The sequence below is a fragment of the Pseudorhodoferax sp. Leaf267 genome (genome assembly GCF_001422405.1).
GTDB lineage: Bacteria > Pseudomonadota > Gammaproteobacteria > Burkholderiales > Burkholderiaceae_C > Pseudorhodoferax.
This window is the reverse complement of the sequence record NZ_LMMV01000001.1, coordinates 284,493-301,836: the sequence shown is the minus strand read 5'-3', so window position 1 is coordinate 301,836 and position 17,344 is coordinate 284,493. Positions and strand designations below refer to the sequence as shown.

At 68.2% G+C, this 17,344-nt stretch carries 21 protein-coding genes; 12 read left to right on the top strand and 9 right to left on the bottom strand.

Annotated elements, in window-relative coordinates; genetic code table 11:
* Window positions 1-27 precede the first annotated feature (27 nt).
* Genes dapA through ASF43_RS01435 form a run of 3 tightly spaced genes read left to right on the top strand, consistent with a single transcriptional unit; the run spans window position 28 to window position 2,825 of the window.
* Entirely contained in the window at window positions 28-912 is an 885-nt protein-coding gene (dapA, locus tag ASF43_RS01445) for a 4-hydroxy-tetrahydrodipicolinate synthase (protein ID WP_056177983.1), read from the top strand.
* Window positions 913-943: 31 nt separating this feature from the next.
* Complete coding sequence (gene bamC, locus ASF43_RS01440; protein WP_056175661.1) at window positions 944-2,032, top strand: outer membrane protein assembly factor BamC; 1,089 nt, start codon at window positions 944-946, stop codon at window positions 2,030-2,032.
* Window positions 2,033-2,042: 10 nt separating this feature from the next.
* On the top strand, window positions 2,043-2,825 hold the full coding sequence (locus ASF43_RS01435; protein WP_056175659.1) for an MBL fold metallo-hydrolase: 783 nt from the start codon (window positions 2,043-2,045) through the stop codon (window positions 2,823-2,825).
* A gap of 44 nt (window positions 2,826-2,869) precedes the next feature.
* Here the strand turns inward: ASF43_RS01435 and ASF43_RS01430 are convergent, their stop codons facing one another.
* The 3 genes from ASF43_RS01430 to ASF43_RS01420 all read right to left on the bottom strand — a co-directional run bounded on the left by ASF43_RS01430 (window position 2,870) and on the right by ASF43_RS01420 (window position 5,023).
* Window positions 2,870-3,211, bottom strand: coding sequence for a hypothetical protein (locus tag ASF43_RS01430; RefSeq protein WP_056175656.1), 342 nt, complete (start codon window positions 3,209-3,211; stop codon window positions 2,870-2,872).
* A gap of 162 nt (window positions 3,212-3,373) precedes the next feature.
* Complete coding sequence (locus ASF43_RS01425) at window positions 3,374-3,892, bottom strand: hypothetical protein (protein ID WP_056175652.1); 519 nt, start codon at window positions 3,890-3,892, stop codon at window positions 3,374-3,376.
* A gap of 15 nt (window positions 3,893-3,907) precedes the next feature.
* Window positions 3,908-5,023 (bottom strand): JmjC domain-containing protein, encoded by a 1,116-nt coding sequence (locus tag ASF43_RS01420; RefSeq protein WP_056175649.1) that lies wholly within the window; start codon window positions 5,021-5,023, stop codon window positions 3,908-3,910.
* Between the two features lie 79 nt (window positions 5,024-5,102).
* Between ASF43_RS01420 and ASF43_RS01415 the strand changes: the two genes are divergently transcribed.
* Window positions 5,103-5,627 carry a peptidylprolyl isomerase gene (locus ASF43_RS01415; RefSeq protein WP_056175647.1) on the top strand — a complete coding sequence of 175 codons (525 nt, stop codon included), beginning with the start codon at window positions 5,103-5,105 and terminating at the stop codon, window positions 5,625-5,627.
* Between the two features lie 7 nt (window positions 5,628-5,634).
* Here the strand turns inward: ASF43_RS01415 and dut are convergent, their stop codons facing one another.
* The 3 genes from dut to coaBC are packed head-to-tail and all read right to left on the bottom strand — an operon-like array spanning window position 5,635 to window position 7,746.
* Window positions 5,635-6,081: a dUTP diphosphatase gene (gene dut, locus ASF43_RS01410; RefSeq protein WP_056175644.1), complete on the bottom strand. Its 447-nt coding sequence runs from the start codon at window positions 6,079-6,081 to the stop codon at window positions 5,635-5,637.
* A 10-nt stretch (window positions 6,082-6,091) separates the two neighbouring features.
* The gene (locus ASF43_RS01405) at window positions 6,092-6,499 is read right to left on the bottom strand and encodes a hypothetical protein (RefSeq protein ID WP_056175641.1); all 408 of its coding nucleotides are present in this window, start codon (window positions 6,497-6,499) and stop codon (window positions 6,092-6,094) included.
* Window positions 6,496-7,746, bottom strand: a complete 1,251-nt coding sequence (gene coaBC / locus ASF43_RS01400) for a bifunctional phosphopantothenoylcysteine decarboxylase/phosphopantothenate--cysteine ligase CoaBC (protein ID WP_056175639.1) — start codon at window positions 7,744-7,746, stop codon at window positions 6,496-6,498. Before coaBC ends, ASF43_RS01405 begins: the two co-directional genes overlap by 4 nt.
* Window positions 7,747-7,837: 91 nt before the next feature.
* On the opposite strand from coaBC, the gene ASF43_RS01395 reads away from it, so the two are divergent.
* From ASF43_RS01395 to ASF43_RS01365, 7 genes are read left to right on the top strand one after another with little or no spacing between them, the layout of a single operon-like run.
* Window positions 7,838-9,505, top strand: a complete 1,668-nt coding sequence (locus ASF43_RS01395; protein WP_056175637.1) for a CTP synthase — start codon at window positions 7,838-7,840, stop codon at window positions 9,503-9,505.
* A complete protein-coding gene (gene kdsA / locus ASF43_RS01390; protein WP_056175635.1) occupies window positions 9,502-10,359 on the top strand; it encodes a 3-deoxy-8-phosphooctulonate synthase in 858 nt (285 codons plus the stop codon). The genes ASF43_RS01395 and kdsA overlap by 4 nt, the downstream gene beginning before the upstream one ends.
* 3 nt (window positions 10,360-10,362) lie before the next feature.
* Complete coding sequence (locus tag ASF43_RS01385; protein ID WP_056175630.1) at window positions 10,363-10,653, top strand: DUF1330 domain-containing protein; 291 nt, start codon at window positions 10,363-10,365, stop codon at window positions 10,651-10,653.
* 43 nt (window positions 10,654-10,696) lie between these two features.
* Entirely contained in the window at window positions 10,697-11,980 is a 1,284-nt protein-coding gene (gene eno / locus ASF43_RS01380) for a phosphopyruvate hydratase (protein WP_056175627.1), read from the top strand.
* 21 nt (window positions 11,981-12,001) lie between these two features.
* A complete protein-coding gene (gene ftsB, locus ASF43_RS01375) occupies window positions 12,002-12,277 on the top strand; it encodes a cell division protein FtsB (protein WP_056175624.1) in 276 nt (91 codons plus the stop codon).
* The gene (pnuC, locus tag ASF43_RS01370; RefSeq protein WP_056175622.1) at window positions 12,278-12,916 is read left to right on the top strand and encodes a nicotinamide riboside transporter PnuC; all 639 of its coding nucleotides are present in this window, start codon (window positions 12,278-12,280) and stop codon (window positions 12,914-12,916) included.
* Entirely contained in the window at window positions 12,913-13,569 is a 657-nt protein-coding gene (locus ASF43_RS01365) for an AAA family ATPase (RefSeq protein WP_082497536.1), read from the top strand. The genes pnuC and ASF43_RS01365 overlap by 4 nt, the downstream gene beginning before the upstream one ends.
* A 4-nt stretch (window positions 13,570-13,573) precedes the next feature.
* Here ASF43_RS01365 and ASF43_RS01360 read toward each other — a convergent pair whose 3' ends face one another.
* The 3 genes from ASF43_RS01360 to ASF43_RS01350 are packed head-to-tail and all read right to left on the bottom strand — an operon-like array spanning window position 13,574 to window position 15,945.
* Window positions 13,574-14,584: an Hsp33 family molecular chaperone HslO gene (locus ASF43_RS01360; RefSeq protein WP_056175619.1), complete on the bottom strand. Its 1,011-nt coding sequence runs from the start codon at window positions 14,582-14,584 to the stop codon at window positions 13,574-13,576.
* Entirely contained in the window at window positions 14,584-15,108 is a 525-nt protein-coding gene (locus tag ASF43_RS01355) for a gamma carbonic anhydrase family protein (RefSeq protein WP_056175615.1), read from the bottom strand. The genes ASF43_RS01360 and ASF43_RS01355 overlap by 1 nt, the downstream gene beginning before the upstream one ends.
* Before the next feature lie 27 nt (window positions 15,109-15,135).
* A complete protein-coding gene (locus ASF43_RS01350; protein WP_056175613.1) occupies window positions 15,136-15,945 on the bottom strand; it encodes a ferritin-like domain-containing protein in 810 nt (269 codons plus the stop codon).
* 116 nt (window positions 15,946-16,061) lie between these two features.
* Between ASF43_RS01350 and ASF43_RS01345 the strand changes: the two genes are divergently transcribed.
* Window positions 16,062-17,288 (top strand): EAL and HDOD domain-containing protein, encoded by a 1,227-nt coding sequence (locus ASF43_RS01345; protein ID WP_056175609.1) that lies wholly within the window; start codon window positions 16,062-16,064, stop codon window positions 17,286-17,288.
* Window positions 17,289-17,344: the final 56 nt, after the last annotated feature.

The window sequence follows — 17,344 nt, the reverse complement described above, 5'->3', positions numbered from 1 at the left end:
CTCGTTTTTCCGTTTCAGACCGCGGACATGACACCCATCACCGGCAGCATCGTGGCGCTCGTCACCCCCATGTTCGAGGACGGCAGCGTCGATTACCCGACGCTGCGCACGCTCATCGACTGGCACATCGCCGAAGGCACGGACTGCATCGGCGTGGTCGGCACGACGGGCGAGTCGCCCACGGTCAATGTCGACGAGCACTGCGAGATCATCCGCGTCTCGGTCGAGCAGTCCAAGGGCCGTGTGCCGATCATGGCCGGCTGCGGCGCCAATTCGACGGCCGAGGCCATCGAGCTCACGCGATTTGCCAAGAAGGTGGGCGCCGACTGCCAGCTGCAGGTCGTGCCCTACTACAACAAGCCCACGCAAGAAGGCCAGTACCAGCATTTCAAGGCCATCGCCGAAGCCGTGGGCGACCTGCCCATGGTGCTGTACAACGTGCCCGGCCGCACCGTAGCCGATATGGCCCACGACACCGTGCTGCGCCTGGCACAGGTGCCCGGCATCGTCGGCATCAAGGAAGCCACCGGCAACATCGAACGCGCGCAATGGCTGATCCGCGACCTGCCCAGGGAGTTCGCCGTCTATTCCGGTGACGACCCGACCGCCGTGGCGCTGATGCTGTGCGGCGGCCAAGGCAATGTGAGCGTGACGGCCAACATCGCGCCGCGGCTGATGCACGAGCTGTGCGTAGCGGCCATCGCCGGCGATGCGCGCGGCGCGATGGAAATCCAGCGCCGGCTGCTGCCGGTGCACAAGCATCTGTTCGTCGAGGCCAACCCTATTCCGCTGAAGTGGGCGATGGCCCGCATGGGCCTGTGCGGGGGCACGATGCGCCTGCCGATGACGCCGCTGGCCGCCAGCAACGAACCCGTGGTCGAAGGCGCCCTGCGCGCAAGCGGCCTGCTCTGAGCAGGCCCGGTTTTTCAACAGGAATCCGTACGTGAACCCAACCGCAAGATTCGCGCTGCTGGCGCTGTCCTTGTCGCTCGCTGCCTGCTCGGTACTCGATGGCGACAAGATCGACTACAAGAGCGCCGGCAAGGCCCCGACCCTGGAAGTGCCCCCCGACCTCACACAACTCAGCCGGGACAGCCGCTACGTCGTGCCCGGCAGCGCCGTGACGGCCAGTGCCTACCAGACGGCCCAGCCGCAACAGACGGGCGCGCCCGTCGCCGCCAGCACACTGGGCGACGTGCGCATCGAGCGCGCGGGCAACCAGCGCTGGCTGGTCGTCGGCCGGACGCCCGACAAGCTCTGGGAGCCGGTGCGCGACTTCTGGCAGGAGAACGGTTTCCTGCTGACGCTGGACCAGTCCAACCTGGGCATCATGGAAACCGACTGGGCCGAGAACCGCGCCAAGCTGCCGATGGACTTCATCCGCAGCACGCTGGGAAAGGTCCTCGATTCCGTTTACTCCACAGGCGAGCGCGACAAGTTCCGCACGCGCCTGGAGCGCACGCCGAACGGCACGGAGATCTTCATCAGCCACCGCGGCATGGTCGAGGTCTATCCGGACAACCAAACGCGTGACAGCACCGTCTGGCAGCCCCGCCCGGTCGACCCGGAGCTCGAGGCCGAGTTCCTGCGCCGCCTGATGGTCAAGCTCGGCGCCAGCAAGGAACAGGTCCAGACCGCCGCCGCGGCCGACGCGGCCGCACGCCCGACCTCGCGCATCGCTACTGTCGGCAGCACGCCCGTCGTGCAGATCGACGACGGCTTCGACCGCGCCTGGCGCCGTGTCGGCCTGGCGCTGGACCGCACCGGCTTCACCGTCGAGGACCGCGACCGCAGCCAGGGCACCTACTTCGTGCGCTACGTTGAGCCCAATGCCGACCGCAAGGAGGCCGGCTTCTTCGGCAAACTGTTCAACTTCGGCAGCTCGCCGACCGAGGCGCCTCTCAAGTACCGCATCGCAGTGCGCAGCCAGGGCGAATCGACCACGGTCTCGGTGCTCAACGCCGAGGGCGCGCCCGAGTCGTCCGCGAACGCGCAGCGCATCGTCAAGGTCATCGCCGACGACCTGCGCTGAACCGCGTCCCGTGCTGCGCTTCAAGAACCTGGGGAGCGGCAGCTCGGGCAACGCCACGGTGGTGGAGGCGACGCAGGACGGCCGCCCGACCCGCCTTCTGGTCGACTGTGGCCTCGGCCCGCGCGCATTGGCCATGCGGCTCGGTCAAGCGGGCCTGGCCGTCGCCGACCTGGACGCGATCTTCGTCACGCACGAACACAGCGACCACATTGGCAGCGCCTGCAAGATCGCATTGCGCCACCGCATCCCGCTGTGGATGAGCCACGGCACCTTCGAAGCCATCGGCGCGCCGGCCCTGGACGGCCTGCTGCGCGTGGCCAGCGACGGCATCGCGATCACGCTCGATGGCCTGCAGGTGCGGCCCTTCACCGTGCCGCACGATGCGCGCGAGCCGCTGCAGCTGCGGCTCAGCGACGGCGCCGCCTGCGCAGGCATCCTGACCGACCTGGGCCACGCGACGACGCATGTGCTGGACCAGTTGGCCGGCTGCACCGCCATGCTGCTGGAGTGCAACCACGACCCCGACCTGCTGGCGGACTCGCCCTACCCCCTGTTCCTCAAGCGCCGTGTGGGCGGCTCGCACGGGCATCTGGCCAACACGCGCGCCGCTGGCATCGCATCGGCCCTGGCGCGCCACGGCCTGCGCCACATCGTGGCCGCGCACCTGAGCCAGCAAAACAACCGGCCCGAGCTCGCGCTGGCCGCGCTGGCAGGAGCCGACGGCTGCGCCGGGGTGGAGCTGGGTGTGGCCGACCCCGTGATCGGCACGCCCTGGATCAACGTCGGGCCATAAAAAAGCCACCTTGCGGTGGCTCGTTCGTAGCGCGGAGAAGCAACTTACTTCTTGGCGGCCTCGGCGGCAGCCTTGGCAGCGTCGGTCGCAGCGTTCGCAGCGTCCTTGGCAGCATCGGCAGCGTTGCTGGCGGTCGCAGCGGCTGCGTCCTTGGCAGCGTCGGTCGCGTTGCTCACGGCGCTGGCAGCGGAATCGGCGGCGGAGGAAGCAGCGGAAGCGGCATCGGCAGCGGCCGAGGCAGCAGCTTCAGCAGGCGCAGCAGCGGGTGCGGGAGCCGGCGTTTCCACGACGGGAGCGGGTGCTGCGGGCACGGGCTCTTCCTTCTTGCCACAGGCGGCCAGGGCGACGGCAGCCATCAGGGTGGCCAAGACGAGCGACTTGTTCATTGCAAAATTCCTTTGTTATGCGAGAGGTGACTCTTGAAGATGCAGACCCACGCAGGGCTTGCAGCGACCGAGCGGAAAGCACACGGCCGCTTTCAGCTCAGCCCGCGATTATAGCCAGCGGGCTTTTGTAATTAAGCGTAAACCCGTACGCGCGAACACTGGTCAGAGACCGAGCACTGACGACGGGAAGGCCGGTGCACTCTGGCGCAACCATTCCGCAACCGATTCACGAATGTGCACACGCCGATCTGGCTCATGACCGGCCACACCGGCGCTGTGCACCGTGTCGAGCCTTCGCATGGCCCAACCCGGGCCGATCATGGCGCTTGGCAACTCCTGCGCGTCGGCGGCGCGGCACGCCCGGGCGTCGACGAGGTGCGACCAGGTGGTGCGCCACGTGACGAAGCGCGCATGCCGCCGCACGACTTCGTCATAGCGGCAGGCCAGCATCACGAAGCTGCGGCCGGGCCGTGCCCAGGCCTGCAGATCGGCGCAGACCGAGCGCTCGCCGAGCGGCCAGTCCTCGAAACCGGGATCACTCACCACGATCTCGCGCCAGCCTTCCACCGCCGCCACGTGCAAGGCATTGCGGATGCCTTGCTGGAACGCTTCACGGCCCGCGAAGCGCCCTTGCAGCAGCGATGCGCCGGCGGGCGGCGGTACCGATGCGCAGTCGTCCATGCTCTGCCTCCTTGTTCACGCCGGGCGCACCCAGCCATCCTCGCACCAGCGGGCCAGCAAGGCGCGGGCGCCGGCGCCGGCACGCGCGATTTCGGCCGCCGACAGGCTGCGCTGGTCGGCCAGGCGCTGCATCAGGAGCGCATCGCGCCCGGCTGCGCGCCAGCTCTCGCCGTTCAGGAACACATGCTGGCCGTCATAGAGCATGCGGCTGCGCCGGTCCAGCACCACACCGCCAGTCAACCCGGCCTCGCCAGGCTCGAACCAGACCTGCGGCTTGGGCTCGCTCAGCACTTCGCCCAGCGCGCAGTCCAGTGCCTGCGGGTCGTCCAGCAGCGCCGTCAAGGCCTCTTGCGCAAACTCGCGCACGGCATCCGGCACATGGGCGGGCTGCGCCGTGGCCGCCTGGCGCGGGTCGCGGTACAGCGCCGTGCCCAGCGCATCCTCGGCGGTTTCGGCGATGCGCTGCAGCAGCTCACGCGCGATGCCGCTGCGACTCGGCGCGCGAAAGCCGATGGAATACGTCATGCACTCGCCGATCGCGACGCCGTCGTGTGCATAGCGCGGCGGCAGGTAGAGCATGTCGCCCGGGTCCAGCACGAACTCTTCTTCCGGCTCGAAGTTGGCAAGGACCTTGAGCGGCATGTCTTCCTGCAAGGCCAGGTCGCGCTGGCGACCGATGCGCCAGCGGCGCTGGCCGTGGGCCTGCAACAGGAACACGTCATAGCTGTCGAAGTGCGGCCCCACGCCGCCGCCGTCGGTCGCGTAGCTGATCATGAGATCGTCCAGCCGTGCGTCGGGCACGAAGCGGAAACTTTGGAGCAGCGCGTGCACGGCATCGTCGTGCAGGTCCACGCCTTGCACCAGCAAGGACCATTCGCGCTGTGTCAAGGGAGGCAGGGCGCGGCGTGCCAGCGGCCCGTTGCGCAGCTTCCAGCCCGCCTTGCCGTGCACGACCAGTCGCGACTCGACATCGTCCTGCGCCGCCAGCGCGAAAAGTGCGCCGCGGTCGAGCAAAGCGCGAAAATCCGGGATGGCGCCGCGCACCAGCAAGGGCTTCTTCTGCCAGTGGCGCTGCATGAAGCGCTCGGGGCTGAGGCCTCCGAGCAGGGGCAAATTCTGTGTGGTGTCCATCGGGTTCCTGGCAGCGCGCTCCGGTCGGCGCGCGGCATGCGGCTGCGAAAAGCCGGTGCGAAGCTGCGACAATTCTCCTATGGAAATCACCCAACAATGCGTCGTGGCGCTGACCTGGACCCTGCAGGACACGCTGGGCGAAGACCTGGACGTGCTCAGCGATCCGGTGGAGTTTCTCGTCGGAGGCGGCGACCTGCTGGCGAAGATCGAAGAGGCATTGCAAGGCCATGTCGCAGGCGACACCCTGCGCCTGCATCTGGAGCCGGAAGACGCCTTCGGCGACTTCGACGAAGAGCTGATCTTCCTGGAGCCGCGCGCACGTTTTCCCACCGTGCTCGAGGAGGGCATGAGCTTCGACGGCGGTGCGCTGCCCGAGGGCCTGAGCGAAGCCATCCCGCGCGACCGCATGTACACCGTGACCGAGATCTACCCGGAGCACGTGGTCCTGGATGGCAACCATCCGTTGTCGGGCATTGCGCTGCGGCTCAAGCTCACGGTGAACGCCGTGCGCGAAGCCAGTGAGGAAGAGATCGGCCGCGGTACGGCCGGCACCGGCTTCTTCAAGGTCCAGAGCGCCGAGCCTGGCAGCCCGACGCTGCACTGAGCGCGGCTCAGGCCGTCCCGGTCGAGCCGTAGCCCGCCTCGCCCCGCGCCGAAGCGGCAAACTCCTCCACGACGTTGAAGCGCGCCTGCACGACTGGCACGACGACCAGCTGCGCGATGCGCTCCATGGGCTGCACGGTGTAGGCGGTGGCGCTGCGGTTCCAGGCGCTGACCATCAGTTGGCCCTGGTAGTCGCTGTCGATCAGGCCGACCAGGTTGCCCAGCACGATGCCGTGCTTGTGGCCGAGCCCCGAGCGCGGCAGGATCAGCGCGGCATAGGACGGGTCTTCCAGATGGATGGCGATGCCCGTGGGCACCAGCTGCCAGGCGCCGGGTGCCAGGATCAACGGTTCCTGCAGGCAGGCGCGCAGGTCCAGGCCGGCACTGCCGGGCGTGGCATAGGCCGGCAGCTGCTCGGCCATGCGGGGGTCGATGATCTTGACGTCGATATGCATGTTCTGGGGTTCATTTCGGCGCTGAAGGCCGGCGCATTTTCTGTTCGGCTTCACGGCGCGCCGCCTGCGCCAGGTCGGCCCAGGGCAGCGCCTTGAGCCGAACGACCACGGCCACGATGAAGAAGACCAGCAAGGGCCAGCCGATCACGGCCAGCGGTGGGAAGAAGGCAGAGCCCACCGTGTAGGCGAGCCACAGCACGAAGCCCAGCTGCAGCACTTGGCGCACGGGCTTGAATCCCTGGGCCGGCGCCGTCCTGCCAGCGGCATCGGGCCGCGCCGTGCGCCCAGGCGTGCGCGTCGCAGCCGGAGCCGCGCCGCTGGCAGCCAGCAGTCGCGCCGCCGATTGCTGACCCAGCTCCTCCACATAGCGCGCGAAGTCGCCGTTGGGTGGGGTGTCGTAGACCGAGCGGGTGCTCATCGCGCGGCCAGGCGCGCCTGGATTTCGGCGATCAACTGCCGTGCCAGCACTTGCTTGCTCGCGCGCGGCAGTTCGCGCACGCCGACGGCATCGACGAGGAGCAACTGGTTGTCGTCGCGCCCGAAGGTGGCCGGGCCGATGTTGCCCACCAGAAGCGGCACGCCCTTGCGCGCACGCTTGGCCTGGGCGTGCGCGACCAGGTCTTCGCTCTCTGCAGCAAAGCCCACGCAGTACAGGGCGCCACTGCGGGCACGCTCGGACTGCGCCACGCGGGCGAGCACATCGGGGTTCTCGACGAAGGCCAGGGCCGGCACCTGGCCCGAGCCGTCCTTCTTGATCTTGTGCGCCGCAGCGCTGGCCGGGCGCCAGTCGGCGACGGCGGCCGTGGCGATGAAGACCGTGGCCGCGTCCACGTGTCGCTCCACGGCCAGCAGCAGCTCGCGTGCCGAACGCACGTCCACGCGCGTGACGCCACGTGGCGTGGGCAGGTGCACGGGGCCAGCGACCAGCGTCACCTGCGCGCCCGCCTCGCGCGCCGCGCGCGCAATCGCGAAGCCCATCTTGCCGCTGGACAGGTTGGTGATGCCGCGCACCGGATCAATGGCCTCGAAGGTGGGCCCGGCCGTGACCAGCACATGCTGGCCGACCAGGGTCCTGGGCGACAGCTGGGCGATCAGGTCTTCCACCAGCTCCGCCGGCTCCAGCATGCGGCCGTCGCCCGTCTCGCCGCAGGCCTGCTCGCCGCTGCCCACGCCCAGCAGCACGGCGCCGTCGGCGGCCAGCTGTGCCATGTTGCGCCGTGTGGCGGGATGCAGCCACATCTCGCGGTTCATGGCCGGCGCGATCAGCAACGGCACCCGCTGCGCGGGACGGGCCAGGCACAGCAGGCTCAGCAGTTCGTCCGAGCGGCCCTGCACCAGGCGGGCCATGAAGTCGGCGCTGCACGGCGCGATCAGGATCGCATCGGCCTCGCGCGACAGGTTGATGTGCGGCATGTTGTTGGGCTCGCGCGCATCCCACTGCGAGCCGTAAACCGGCCGATTGGACAGCGCCTGCATGGTCACCGCCGTGATGAAGCGCTCGGCCGCCTCGGTCATCACGACCTGCACGCTCGCGCCCTGCTTGATCAACAAGCGACACAGTTCGGCCGACTTGTAGCAGGCGATGCCCCCTGTCAGGCCGAGCACGATGTGGCGCCCCGCCAGGTCGCCGCGTGCGCCCTGCACAGTCGGCTCGATGGTGTCCATGGAGATCCTCTTTTGACGTCCGGGCGCAATGTAGCAGACACCTATAATCTCCGTTTACCACCTCCCCGGGAACGCTTTTCCCGACCCTGACATGACCAAATTCGTCTTCGTCACCGGCGGTGTGGTGTCTTCCCTCGGCAAGGGAATCGCCTCAGCCTCCCTTGCCGCGATCCTGGAATCGCGCGGCCTGAAGGTCACGCTCATCAAGCTCGATCCGTACATCAACGTTGATCCCGGCACGATGTCGCCGTTCCAGCACGGCGAGGTGTTCGTCACCGACGACGGTGCCGAAACCGATCTGGACCTGGGCCACTACGAACGCTTCATCGAGACGCGCATGCGGCGCGCCAACAACTTCACCACGGGCCGCATCTACCAGTCCGTGCTCGAGAAGGAACGTCGCGGCGACTACCTCGGCAAGACGGTGCAGGTCATCCCGCACGTGACCAACGAGATACAGGAATACGTCAAGCGCGGCGCCGGCTTCGGCACGCCCGATGCAGTGGACGTGGCCATCGTGGAGATCGGCGGCACCGTGGGCGACATCGAGTCCCTGCCCTTCCTCGAAGCCGTGCGCCAGATGAGCCTGCGCCTGGGCCCGAACCAGGCTGCTTTCGTGCACCTGACCTACGTGCCCTGGATCGCGGCCGCCGGCGAGCTCAAGACCAAGCCCACGCAGCACACGGTGCAGAAGCTGCGCGAGATCGGCATCCAGGCCGATGCCCTGCTGTGCCGCGCCGACCGCCGCATCCCGGACGAGGAAGCCGAGAAGATCTCGCTGTTCACCAACGTCGCGCGCTGGGGCGTGATCTCCATGTGGGACGTGGACACCATCTACAAGGTGCCGCGCATGTTGCACGAGCAAGGCCTGGACGGCCTGATCTGCGACAAGCTGCGCCTGAACACGCCACCGGCCAACCTCAAGCGGTGGGACGACCTGGTCTACGAGACGGCCCACCCGCAACACGAGGTCAGCATCGCCATGGTCGGCAAGTACGTCGACTTGTCGGACAGCTACAAGTCGCTGAACGAAGCGCTGCGGCACGCCGGCATGCGCAACCACGCCCGCGTCAAGATCAGCTACCTCGACTCCGAGAACATCACGCCAGAGAACGTCGACCAGCTCGCCCAATACGACGCGGTGCTGGTGCCCGGCGGCTTCGGCAAGCGCGGCGTCGAAGGTAAGATCTGCGCGGCCCGCTTCGCGCGCGAGCAGCGCGTGCCCTACCTGGGCATCTGCCTGGGCATGCAGGTCGCGACCATCGAGTTCGCGCGCCATGTGGCCGGCCTGGCCAACGCCAACAGCACCGAGTTCGAGCCGGCCTCGCCGCACCCTGTCATCGCCTTGATCACGGAATGGAAGGACGCGGACGGCAGCATCAAGAAGCGCGACGAGAAGTCCGACCTGGGCGGCACCATGCGCCTGGGCGCGCAGAGCTCCGACGTTACGCGCGGCACGCTGGCGTACGAGATCTACGGCGACGTGGTGACGGAACGCCACCGCCACCGCTACGAAGCCAACGTCAAATACCTGGACCGACTGCGCGATGCGGGCCTCGTGATCTCGGCTCTGACGCAGCGCGAGCAACTCACCGAGATCGTCGAGCTTCCCAAGGCCCAACACCCCTGGTTCATGGGCGTGCAATTCCACCCCGAGTTCAAGTCCACGCCCTGGAATGGCCACCCTCTGTTCAACGCCTTCGTGAAGGCGGCACTGGACCACCAGAAAGCCGGCGTCGAAGAGGTCGCCAGCGTATGAAACTGTGCGGCTTCGACATCGGGCTGACCCAGCCCTTCTTCCTGATCGCCGGGCCCTGCGTGATCGAGTCCGAGCAGTTGCAGATGGACACCGCCGGCCGGCTCAAGGAGATTACGGCCCGCCTCGGCATCCCGTTCATCTTCAAGAGCAGCTTCGACAAGGCCAACCGCTCTTCGGGCACCAGCTTTCGCGGCCCCGGCCGCGAGAAGGGCCTGGAGATCCTGGCCAAGGTCAAGCGCGAGCTGGGCATTCCGGTGCTGACCGATGTGCACACCGAGGACGACATCGCCGAGGCGGCCAAGGTCGTCGACGTGCTGCAGACGCCCGCCTTCCTGTGCCGCCAGACCGACTTCATCCACGCGGTGGCGCAGTCGGGCCTGCCGGTCAACATCAAGAAGGGCCAGTTCCTGGCGCCGCACGACATGAAGAACGTCATTGACAAGGCCCGTGCCGCCGCGCGCGACAAGGGCCTGCCCGAAGACCTGTTCATGGCCTGCGAGCGTGGCGCGAGCTTCGGCTACAACAACCTGGTCTCGGACATGCGCAGCCTGGCCATCATGCGCGAGACCGGCGCCCCGGTGGTGTTCGACGCCACGCATTCGGTGCAGCTGCCTGGCGGCCAGGGCACGAGCTCGGGCGGCCAGCGCGAGATGGTGCCGGTGCTGGCGCGCGCGGCCGTGGCCGTGGGCGTGGCGGGCCTGTTCATGGAGACCCATCCGGACCCCGCCAAGGCCCTGAGCGACGGACCGAATGCCGTGCCGCTGCAGCACATGGCGGCGCTGCTGGACACCCTGCGCGCGCTGGACGCCGTGACCAAGAAGAACGGCTACCTCGAAAACGACTTCGGAGCCTGATCCATGCCCAGCGCCTACATCATTGCCGACGTCACCGTCACCAATCCCGAGCAGTACGAGGACTACAAGAAGTGGTCGAGCGCGGCGATGCAGGCGCACGGCGCCGAAGTCTGCATCCGCGGCGGCAAGGTCGAAGTGATCGAAGGCGACTGGAGCCCCACCCGCATCGTGCTGCTGAAGTTCCCGAGCGTCGAGGCGGCCAAGGCGTTCAACGCATCACCCGAGTACGGCAAGGCGCGCACCGCGCGCCAGGGCGCTGCCGTCATGCGCATGATCGTGGTCGAAGGCGTCTGAGCCCCACGCACCGTTTTTTCATTCCCTAGAAAGTAGACATCCAATGAGTGCCATCGTAGACATCGTGGGTCGCGAGATCCTGGACAGCCGCGGCAACCCGACCGTCGAGTGCGACGTGTTGCTGGAATCCGGCACCATGGGCCGCGCGGCCGTGCCCTCGGGCGCTTCCACCGGTTCGCGCGAAGCCATCGAACTGCGTGACGGCGACAAGAGCCGCTACCTGGGCAAGGGCGTGCTCAAGGCGGTCGAGCACGTCAACACCGAGATCAGCGAAGCCGTGCTGGGCCTGGATGCCTCCGAGCAGGCCTTCCTGGACAAGACCCTGCTGGACTTGGACGGCACCGACAACAAGTCGCGCCTGGGTGCCAACGCGATGCTGGCCGTCTCGATGGCCGTGGCGCGTGCCGCGGCCGAGGAATCGGGCCTGCCGCTGTACCGCTACTTCGGCGGCATGGGCGGCATGCAGCTGCCGGTGCCGATGATGAACGTGATCAACGGCGGCGCGCACGCCAACAACTCGCTGGATCTGCAGGAGTTCATGATCATCCCGGTCGGCGCGCCCAGCTTCCGCGAGTCGCTGCGCTACGGTGCCGAGGTGTTCCACGCGCTCAAGAAGATCCTGCACGACCAGGGCATCAGCACGGCCGTCGGCGACGAGGGCGGCTTCGCGCCCAGCGTGGCCAGCCATGAGGCCGCGATCCAGATGATCATCCAGGCCATCGAGACCGCCGGCTACAAGCCCGGCGAGCAGATCGCCCTGGGCCTGGACTGCGCCGCCTCCGAGTTCTACAAGGACGGCCGTTACGTGCTCGAAGGCGAAGGCCTGTCGCTGACCGGCGAGGAATGGACCGGCATGCTGGCCAGCTGGGTCGACAAGTACCCCATCATCAGCATCGAGGACGGCATGGCCGAAGGCGACTGGGATGGCTGGAAGCACCAGACCGAGGTGCTGGGCAAGCGCGTGCAGCTGGTCGGCGACGACCTGTTCGTGACCAACACCAAGATCCTGCAGCAAGGCATCGAGCGTGGCGTGGCCAACTCCATCCTGATCAAGATCAACCAGATCGGTACGCTGACCGAAACCTTCGCCGCCATCGAGCTGGCCAAGCGCTCGGGCTACACGGCCGTCATCAGCCACCGCTCGGGGGAGACCGAGGACTCCACGATCGCCGACATCGCGGTCGGCACGAATGCCGGACAGATCAAGACCGGCTCGCTGTCGCGCTCGGACCGCATGGCCAAGTACAACCAGCTGCTGCGCATCGAGGAAGACCTCGGCGACGTCGCCAGCTACCCCGGCCGCCGCGCGTTCAACACGCTGCGCTGATCCGCGTCTGAGGCCTGCGTGATGGGTTCGCGTTTCGTGCCAGCCGTGCTGCTGGTCCTGCTCGTGGTCGTGCATGCCCAGCTCTGGTTCGGGCGCGGCAGCATTTCCAACGTCAGCGACCTGCAGCAGCGCCTGGAAACCCAGAAAGCCGACAACGCCAAGGCCCAGCTGGCCAACGAGCGGCTGTCGGCCGAGGTGGGCGACCTCAAGGAGGGCCTGGAAATGGTCGAGGAAAAGGCGCGCATCGAGCTGGGCATGGTCAAGCCGAACGAAGTCTTCGTGCAGCTCGTGCGCTGAATGCCCGACGCCCTGCTCGCGCCGTGGCACTGGCTGCTGTCGCCCGCCTTCACGCTGTGGGGCGCCGACACCAGCTGGCTGGAACTCGTCGCCGTGGTGCTGGCGCTGGCCATGGTGGGCTTCAACATCCGCGAGCGGCACTGGGGCTGGCCGCTGGCCATCGTGAGCTCACTGCTGTATTTCGGCTTGTTCTCGCGCAGCAGGCTCTACGGTGATGCGGCGCTGCAGATCTTCTTCGCGCTCGTCGCGTTCTGGGGCTGGGTCAAGTGGCTGCGTGGCCGCCGGCCTGATGGCACGGTGCTGCGCGTGACCAGGCTGTCGGCGCGCGGCGCCTGGGCGGTGGTCGCCGCCTGCGCCGTGCTGTGGCCGGCCGTGGCCCTGTTTCTGCAGCGTTTCACCGACACCGACGTGCCCTGGTGGGACGCCTTTCCCACGGCCGTGAGCCTGGTCGGCCAGTACCTGCTGGGCCGCAAATACATCGAGAACTGGCTTGCCTGGCTGGCCGTGAACACGGTCAGCGTGGGCCTGTTCGCCTACAAGGGCCTGTGGCTCACGACCGGGCTCTACGCCTTGTTCATCGTGCTCAGCTTTGTCGGCTGGCAGGCCTGGAAGCGACGGCTCGCCCCGGCCGCGCCGTGACGCCCTTGCGCATCGCGCTGCTCGGCGCCGAGAGCAGCGGCAAGACCGCGTTGTCGCAGGCCCTGGCCCAGTCGCTGCGCGGCCAGGGCCGGACCGTGGCGCTGGTGCCCGAGGTGCTGCGCGAATGGTGCGCCCAGGCCGGCCGCACGCCACAGCCGCACGAACAGATGGGCATCGCGCAGGAGCAGGCGGCCCGCGTGGCCCAGGCCGAGCAGGCCAACCCGACGCCCGACTTCGTGATCGCCGACACCACGCCGCTGATGATTGCGGTCTACAGCGACCTGCTGTTCGGCGACCGCACGCTTTACGGCTTCGCGCTCGCCCACCAACGCAGCTACGCGCGGACCCTGGTCATGGGCCTGGACCTGCCCTGGGTGGCCGATGGCCTGCAGCGCGACGGCCCGCATGTGCAGGCACCCGTCGATGCGCTGGTGCGCGCCGCGCTGGACGGCGCGGGCCTGCCCTACCAGACGGTCTACGGCAAGTCCATGGCGCGGCTGGCCCATGCCGAGCGTGCCTTGCGTGCCGACCCGCGCATCGCCGCGCTGGTCGGCCCCACGGCGCAGAGCGGGTCGCCCGTACGCTGGAGTTGCGACACCTGCGGCGACGGCGATTGCGAACACCGCCTGTTCCGGCGCCTGCTGGCGCCGTAGCCCGCTATTGGACGGACGAGGAGCCCGGCGTCAGCGAGCCGGGCGGCGCGAAGATCTGCGCGGCGTCCACCGGGTCGAACCGGTACTGCTGGCCGCAGAACTCGCAGGACACCTCGATGTCGCCACGCTCGGCCAGGATGCTCTCGGCCTCGGCCACGCCCAGGCCGCGGATCATGTTGCCCACGCGCTCGCGGCTGCAGGTGCAGGCAAAGCGCGGGCCGCTCTCGCCCGTCAGCGGGGTAAAGCTCATGACCTGCTCTTCCCAGAACAGCCGGCGCAGCACCGTTTCCACGTCCAGGCTCAGCAGCTCGTCGCGCGTCAGCGTCGAGGCCAGGTGGGCGATGCGGTTGAAGTGTTCGTTGCGGCCCTGCACGTCGGCGTCCTCTGCCACCGGCGCCTCGGCTTCGCCACGCGCGGCCTGGCCCGCCAGGTTGGCATCCCCCTTGACCGGCAGGCGCTGGATCAGCAGGCCCGCCGCGACCTCGTCGTTGGCGGCCAGCACCAGCAAAGTGTCCAGCTGCTCACTGCGCAGCATGTAGTGCCGCAGCACGTCGGCCACGCGCGTGAAGCTGCGGTCCTCGTCGCTGGTCAGCGCGACCACGCCCTGGTAGGGCTGCTGGCCGGGCATCTTGTGCGTCGGGTCCAGCGTGATCGCGCAGCGGCCCTGGCCGGTCTGGTTGACCATGTCGCCCAGGTCGGCATCGTCTGCCACATCGCCGACCACCGAGCAGGTGGCGCGCACGCGCAGGTCCGACTGCACCTCGACCACCGCGACCTTGACCGGCCCATCGCCGAAGATCTGCAACACCAGCGCGCCTTCGAACTGGATGCCCGACTGCATCAGCACGGCGGCGGCCGTCATCTCGCCGACCAGCGCCTGCACGGGCGGCGGATAGGCGCCGGTCGCCGCGTTGGAAGCGCGCCGGCGCAGGATCTCCTGCCAGGCGTCGGTCAAGCGCACGATGGCGCCGCGCACCGGCAGGCCGTCGAACAGGAACTTGCGCAGTTCGGACATCAGGCGATCTTCTTGAGGCCGGCGCGGAAGCGCCGCGCATTGGCGATGTAGTGCTGCGCGCTGCGGCGCAGGCCTTCGATCTGTTCGGGGCTCAGCTGGCGCACGGCCTTGGCCGGGCTGCCGATGATCATGGAGCCGTCGGGGAATTCCTTGCCTTCGGTCACCAGCGCGCCCGCGCCGACCAGGCAGTTGCGGCCGATCTTCGCGTTGTTGAGCACGACGGCGCCGATGCCGATCAGCGTCTCGTCGCCGATGGTGCAGCCATGCAGCATGACCTGGTGGCCCACAGTCACATGCTTGCCGATGGTCAGTGGCACGCCGTCGTCGGCATGCAGCACGCTGTTGTCCTGGATGTTGCTGCCCTCGCCGATCGAGATCGCAGCACTGTCGCCACGCGCCACCACGCCGAACCAGACGCTGCTGTCCGCGGCCAGCGAGACGCCGCCGATGACCTGCGCGTTGTCTGCCACCCAGGCCGTTGGCGCCACCTGCGGCGTGTTGTCATCCAATGCATACAGTGCCATGGGCTTTCCTCGTGTTGCGTGTGGATCTCATTGTAGGGAGGCACTTGCGGCCGCCACGCCACCCTGCAGCGCCGCCAGCTCGGCCTCGCTGAAGCCGGCCGCACGCCGCGCCGTCAGGTTGAACGGGCCGCGCAGCCGTGGCGCCCGGTAGCGCTGTGCGAGCTCCGCGTAGGTCGCCACCGGCTCCAGGCCGCGCTGGCCGCATAGCCAGCCATACCAATGGTTGCCGATCGCCACATGGCCGACCTCGTCGCGCAGGATGATGTCCAGGATCTCACCCGCCCGCGCATCGCCCGCGGCGATCAGCTTGGCACGGATCGGCGGCGCCGCATCCAGCCCGCGCGCCTCCAGGGTGCGCGGCACCAGCGCCAGCCGGGCCAGCACATCATCCTGCGTCTTCTCGGCCATCTCCCACAGGCCGTTGTGCGCGGGGAACATGCCGTAGGCAAAACCCAGGCCCTGCAGGTGCGCGGACAGCAGCTGGAAATGCAGCGCCTCCTCGCGCGCCACCCGCGCCCAGTCGCGGTAAAACGCCTCGGGCAGCCCGGTGAAGCGCCACAGCACGTCGCAGGCCAAGTTGATGGCGTTGAACTCGATGTGTGCCAGCGCATGCAACAACGTGGCGCGCCCCTGCAGCGTGTGCACGGGCCGGGGCTTGAGCTGCTGGTGCGGCACGAGCACGGGCGCCGCCGGGCGGCCGGGAATGCCCGGCGGCACGGGCAACGCCAGCGCGGCGTCGACGGCCATGTCCTGTGACAGGGCCAGTGCCTGTTCGGCCTTGCGTGCGGGGTCGGGCTGCAGCAGCGCCGACAGCGCGGCGGGGCGAAGACTCGTCATGACGCGCGATTGTCGCGCCAGTCGACCGGTGGATTGGACTGAATGAAGGCGCAAATCAAAAGGCCGAGCCCTAGAATCGAAGGCAGTTGCCGCATCCTCCTGCTCTTTCGCCGTCCATGCCCACCGCCACCGACACCCCCGTGCTGATCGCGCGCCAGCCCATCGTCGACGGCCGCCGCACGGTGTTCGGTTACGAGTTGTTCGACCGCTCGCATGCAGCCGACGACCATTCGGCCGCCAGCGATGTCACGCTGGTGTTCAACGCGCTGGCCCACACCGGCAGCGAGGTGCTGGTCGGGCAGTTCACCATCTTCGTCAACAGCACGCACAACAGCCTGGCCGGTGGCCACCTGGACCTGGTGCAGCCCGATCGCCTGGTGCTGGAGATCTCGCCCATCGAGGGTGACGACGCCATCGACATCGAAGGCCGCTCGCACGCGCTGGCGGCCCTGCGCAAGCGCGGCTTCCGGCTGGCCTTCAACCAGACCGTGCTGAAGTCCGCCTACGCGCCCTGGCTGGCCCTGGCGGACTTCATCAAGCTGGACCTGTCGGCCATCGACCCCATGCAGCTGCCGCAGATGCTGCAGGCCGCCAAGGCGCGCACCAGCGCCCGCCTGATCGCCGAGAAGACCGAGACGGCCGCCCAGTACGAGCAACTGTCCGGCTACGGCGTCGACCTGTTCCAGGGCTTCTGGTTCGCCAAGCCTGATCTGATCCGCACGCGCCTGCTGGCGCCAGCCCAGGCCAATGTCGTGCATCTCATCAATTTGGTGCGCAGCCAGGCCAGCACCGACGCGATCGAGGAAGTCCTCAAGAAGGACGCCATGCTGGGCTTCAATTTGATGCGCCTGATCAACTCCTCGGGCTTCGGGCTGGCGCGCGAGATCACCTCGTTCCGCCAGGCCGTCATGCTGCTGGGGCTGAAGAGGCTCTTTCGCTGGGCTGCGCTGCTGCTGACGGCCTCGCGCGCGGGCGGCGCCCCACCCGTCGTGGGCAGCACGGCTGTGGTACGCGGGCGGCTCATGGAACTGCTGGCCGCCGAATCCATGGGGCCCGAAGAGTGCGACAGTGCGTTCGTCGTCGGCGTGTTCTCGCTGCTCGACGCCATGCTGGGCATCCCGATGGACCGGGCCGTGGAACTGTTGTCACTGCCACGGCCCATCGTCGACGCGCTGCTGCACGGCACGGGCCCCTTTGGCGAGCTGCTGGCCCTGGCCAGATCCTGCGAGGCCGGCGACGACCCGAACTTTCGGCGCGCAGCGGCGTCACTCCACCTGTCGGACCGGCAGATCAATCTGGCCCACCTGGACGCCCTGGCCTGGGCGGACGCGCTGGTCGAGTGAATTTGTTACGAAAGGCGCCTGTCGATCGCTGGGTCGTCTTTCTAAAATCCGCCACT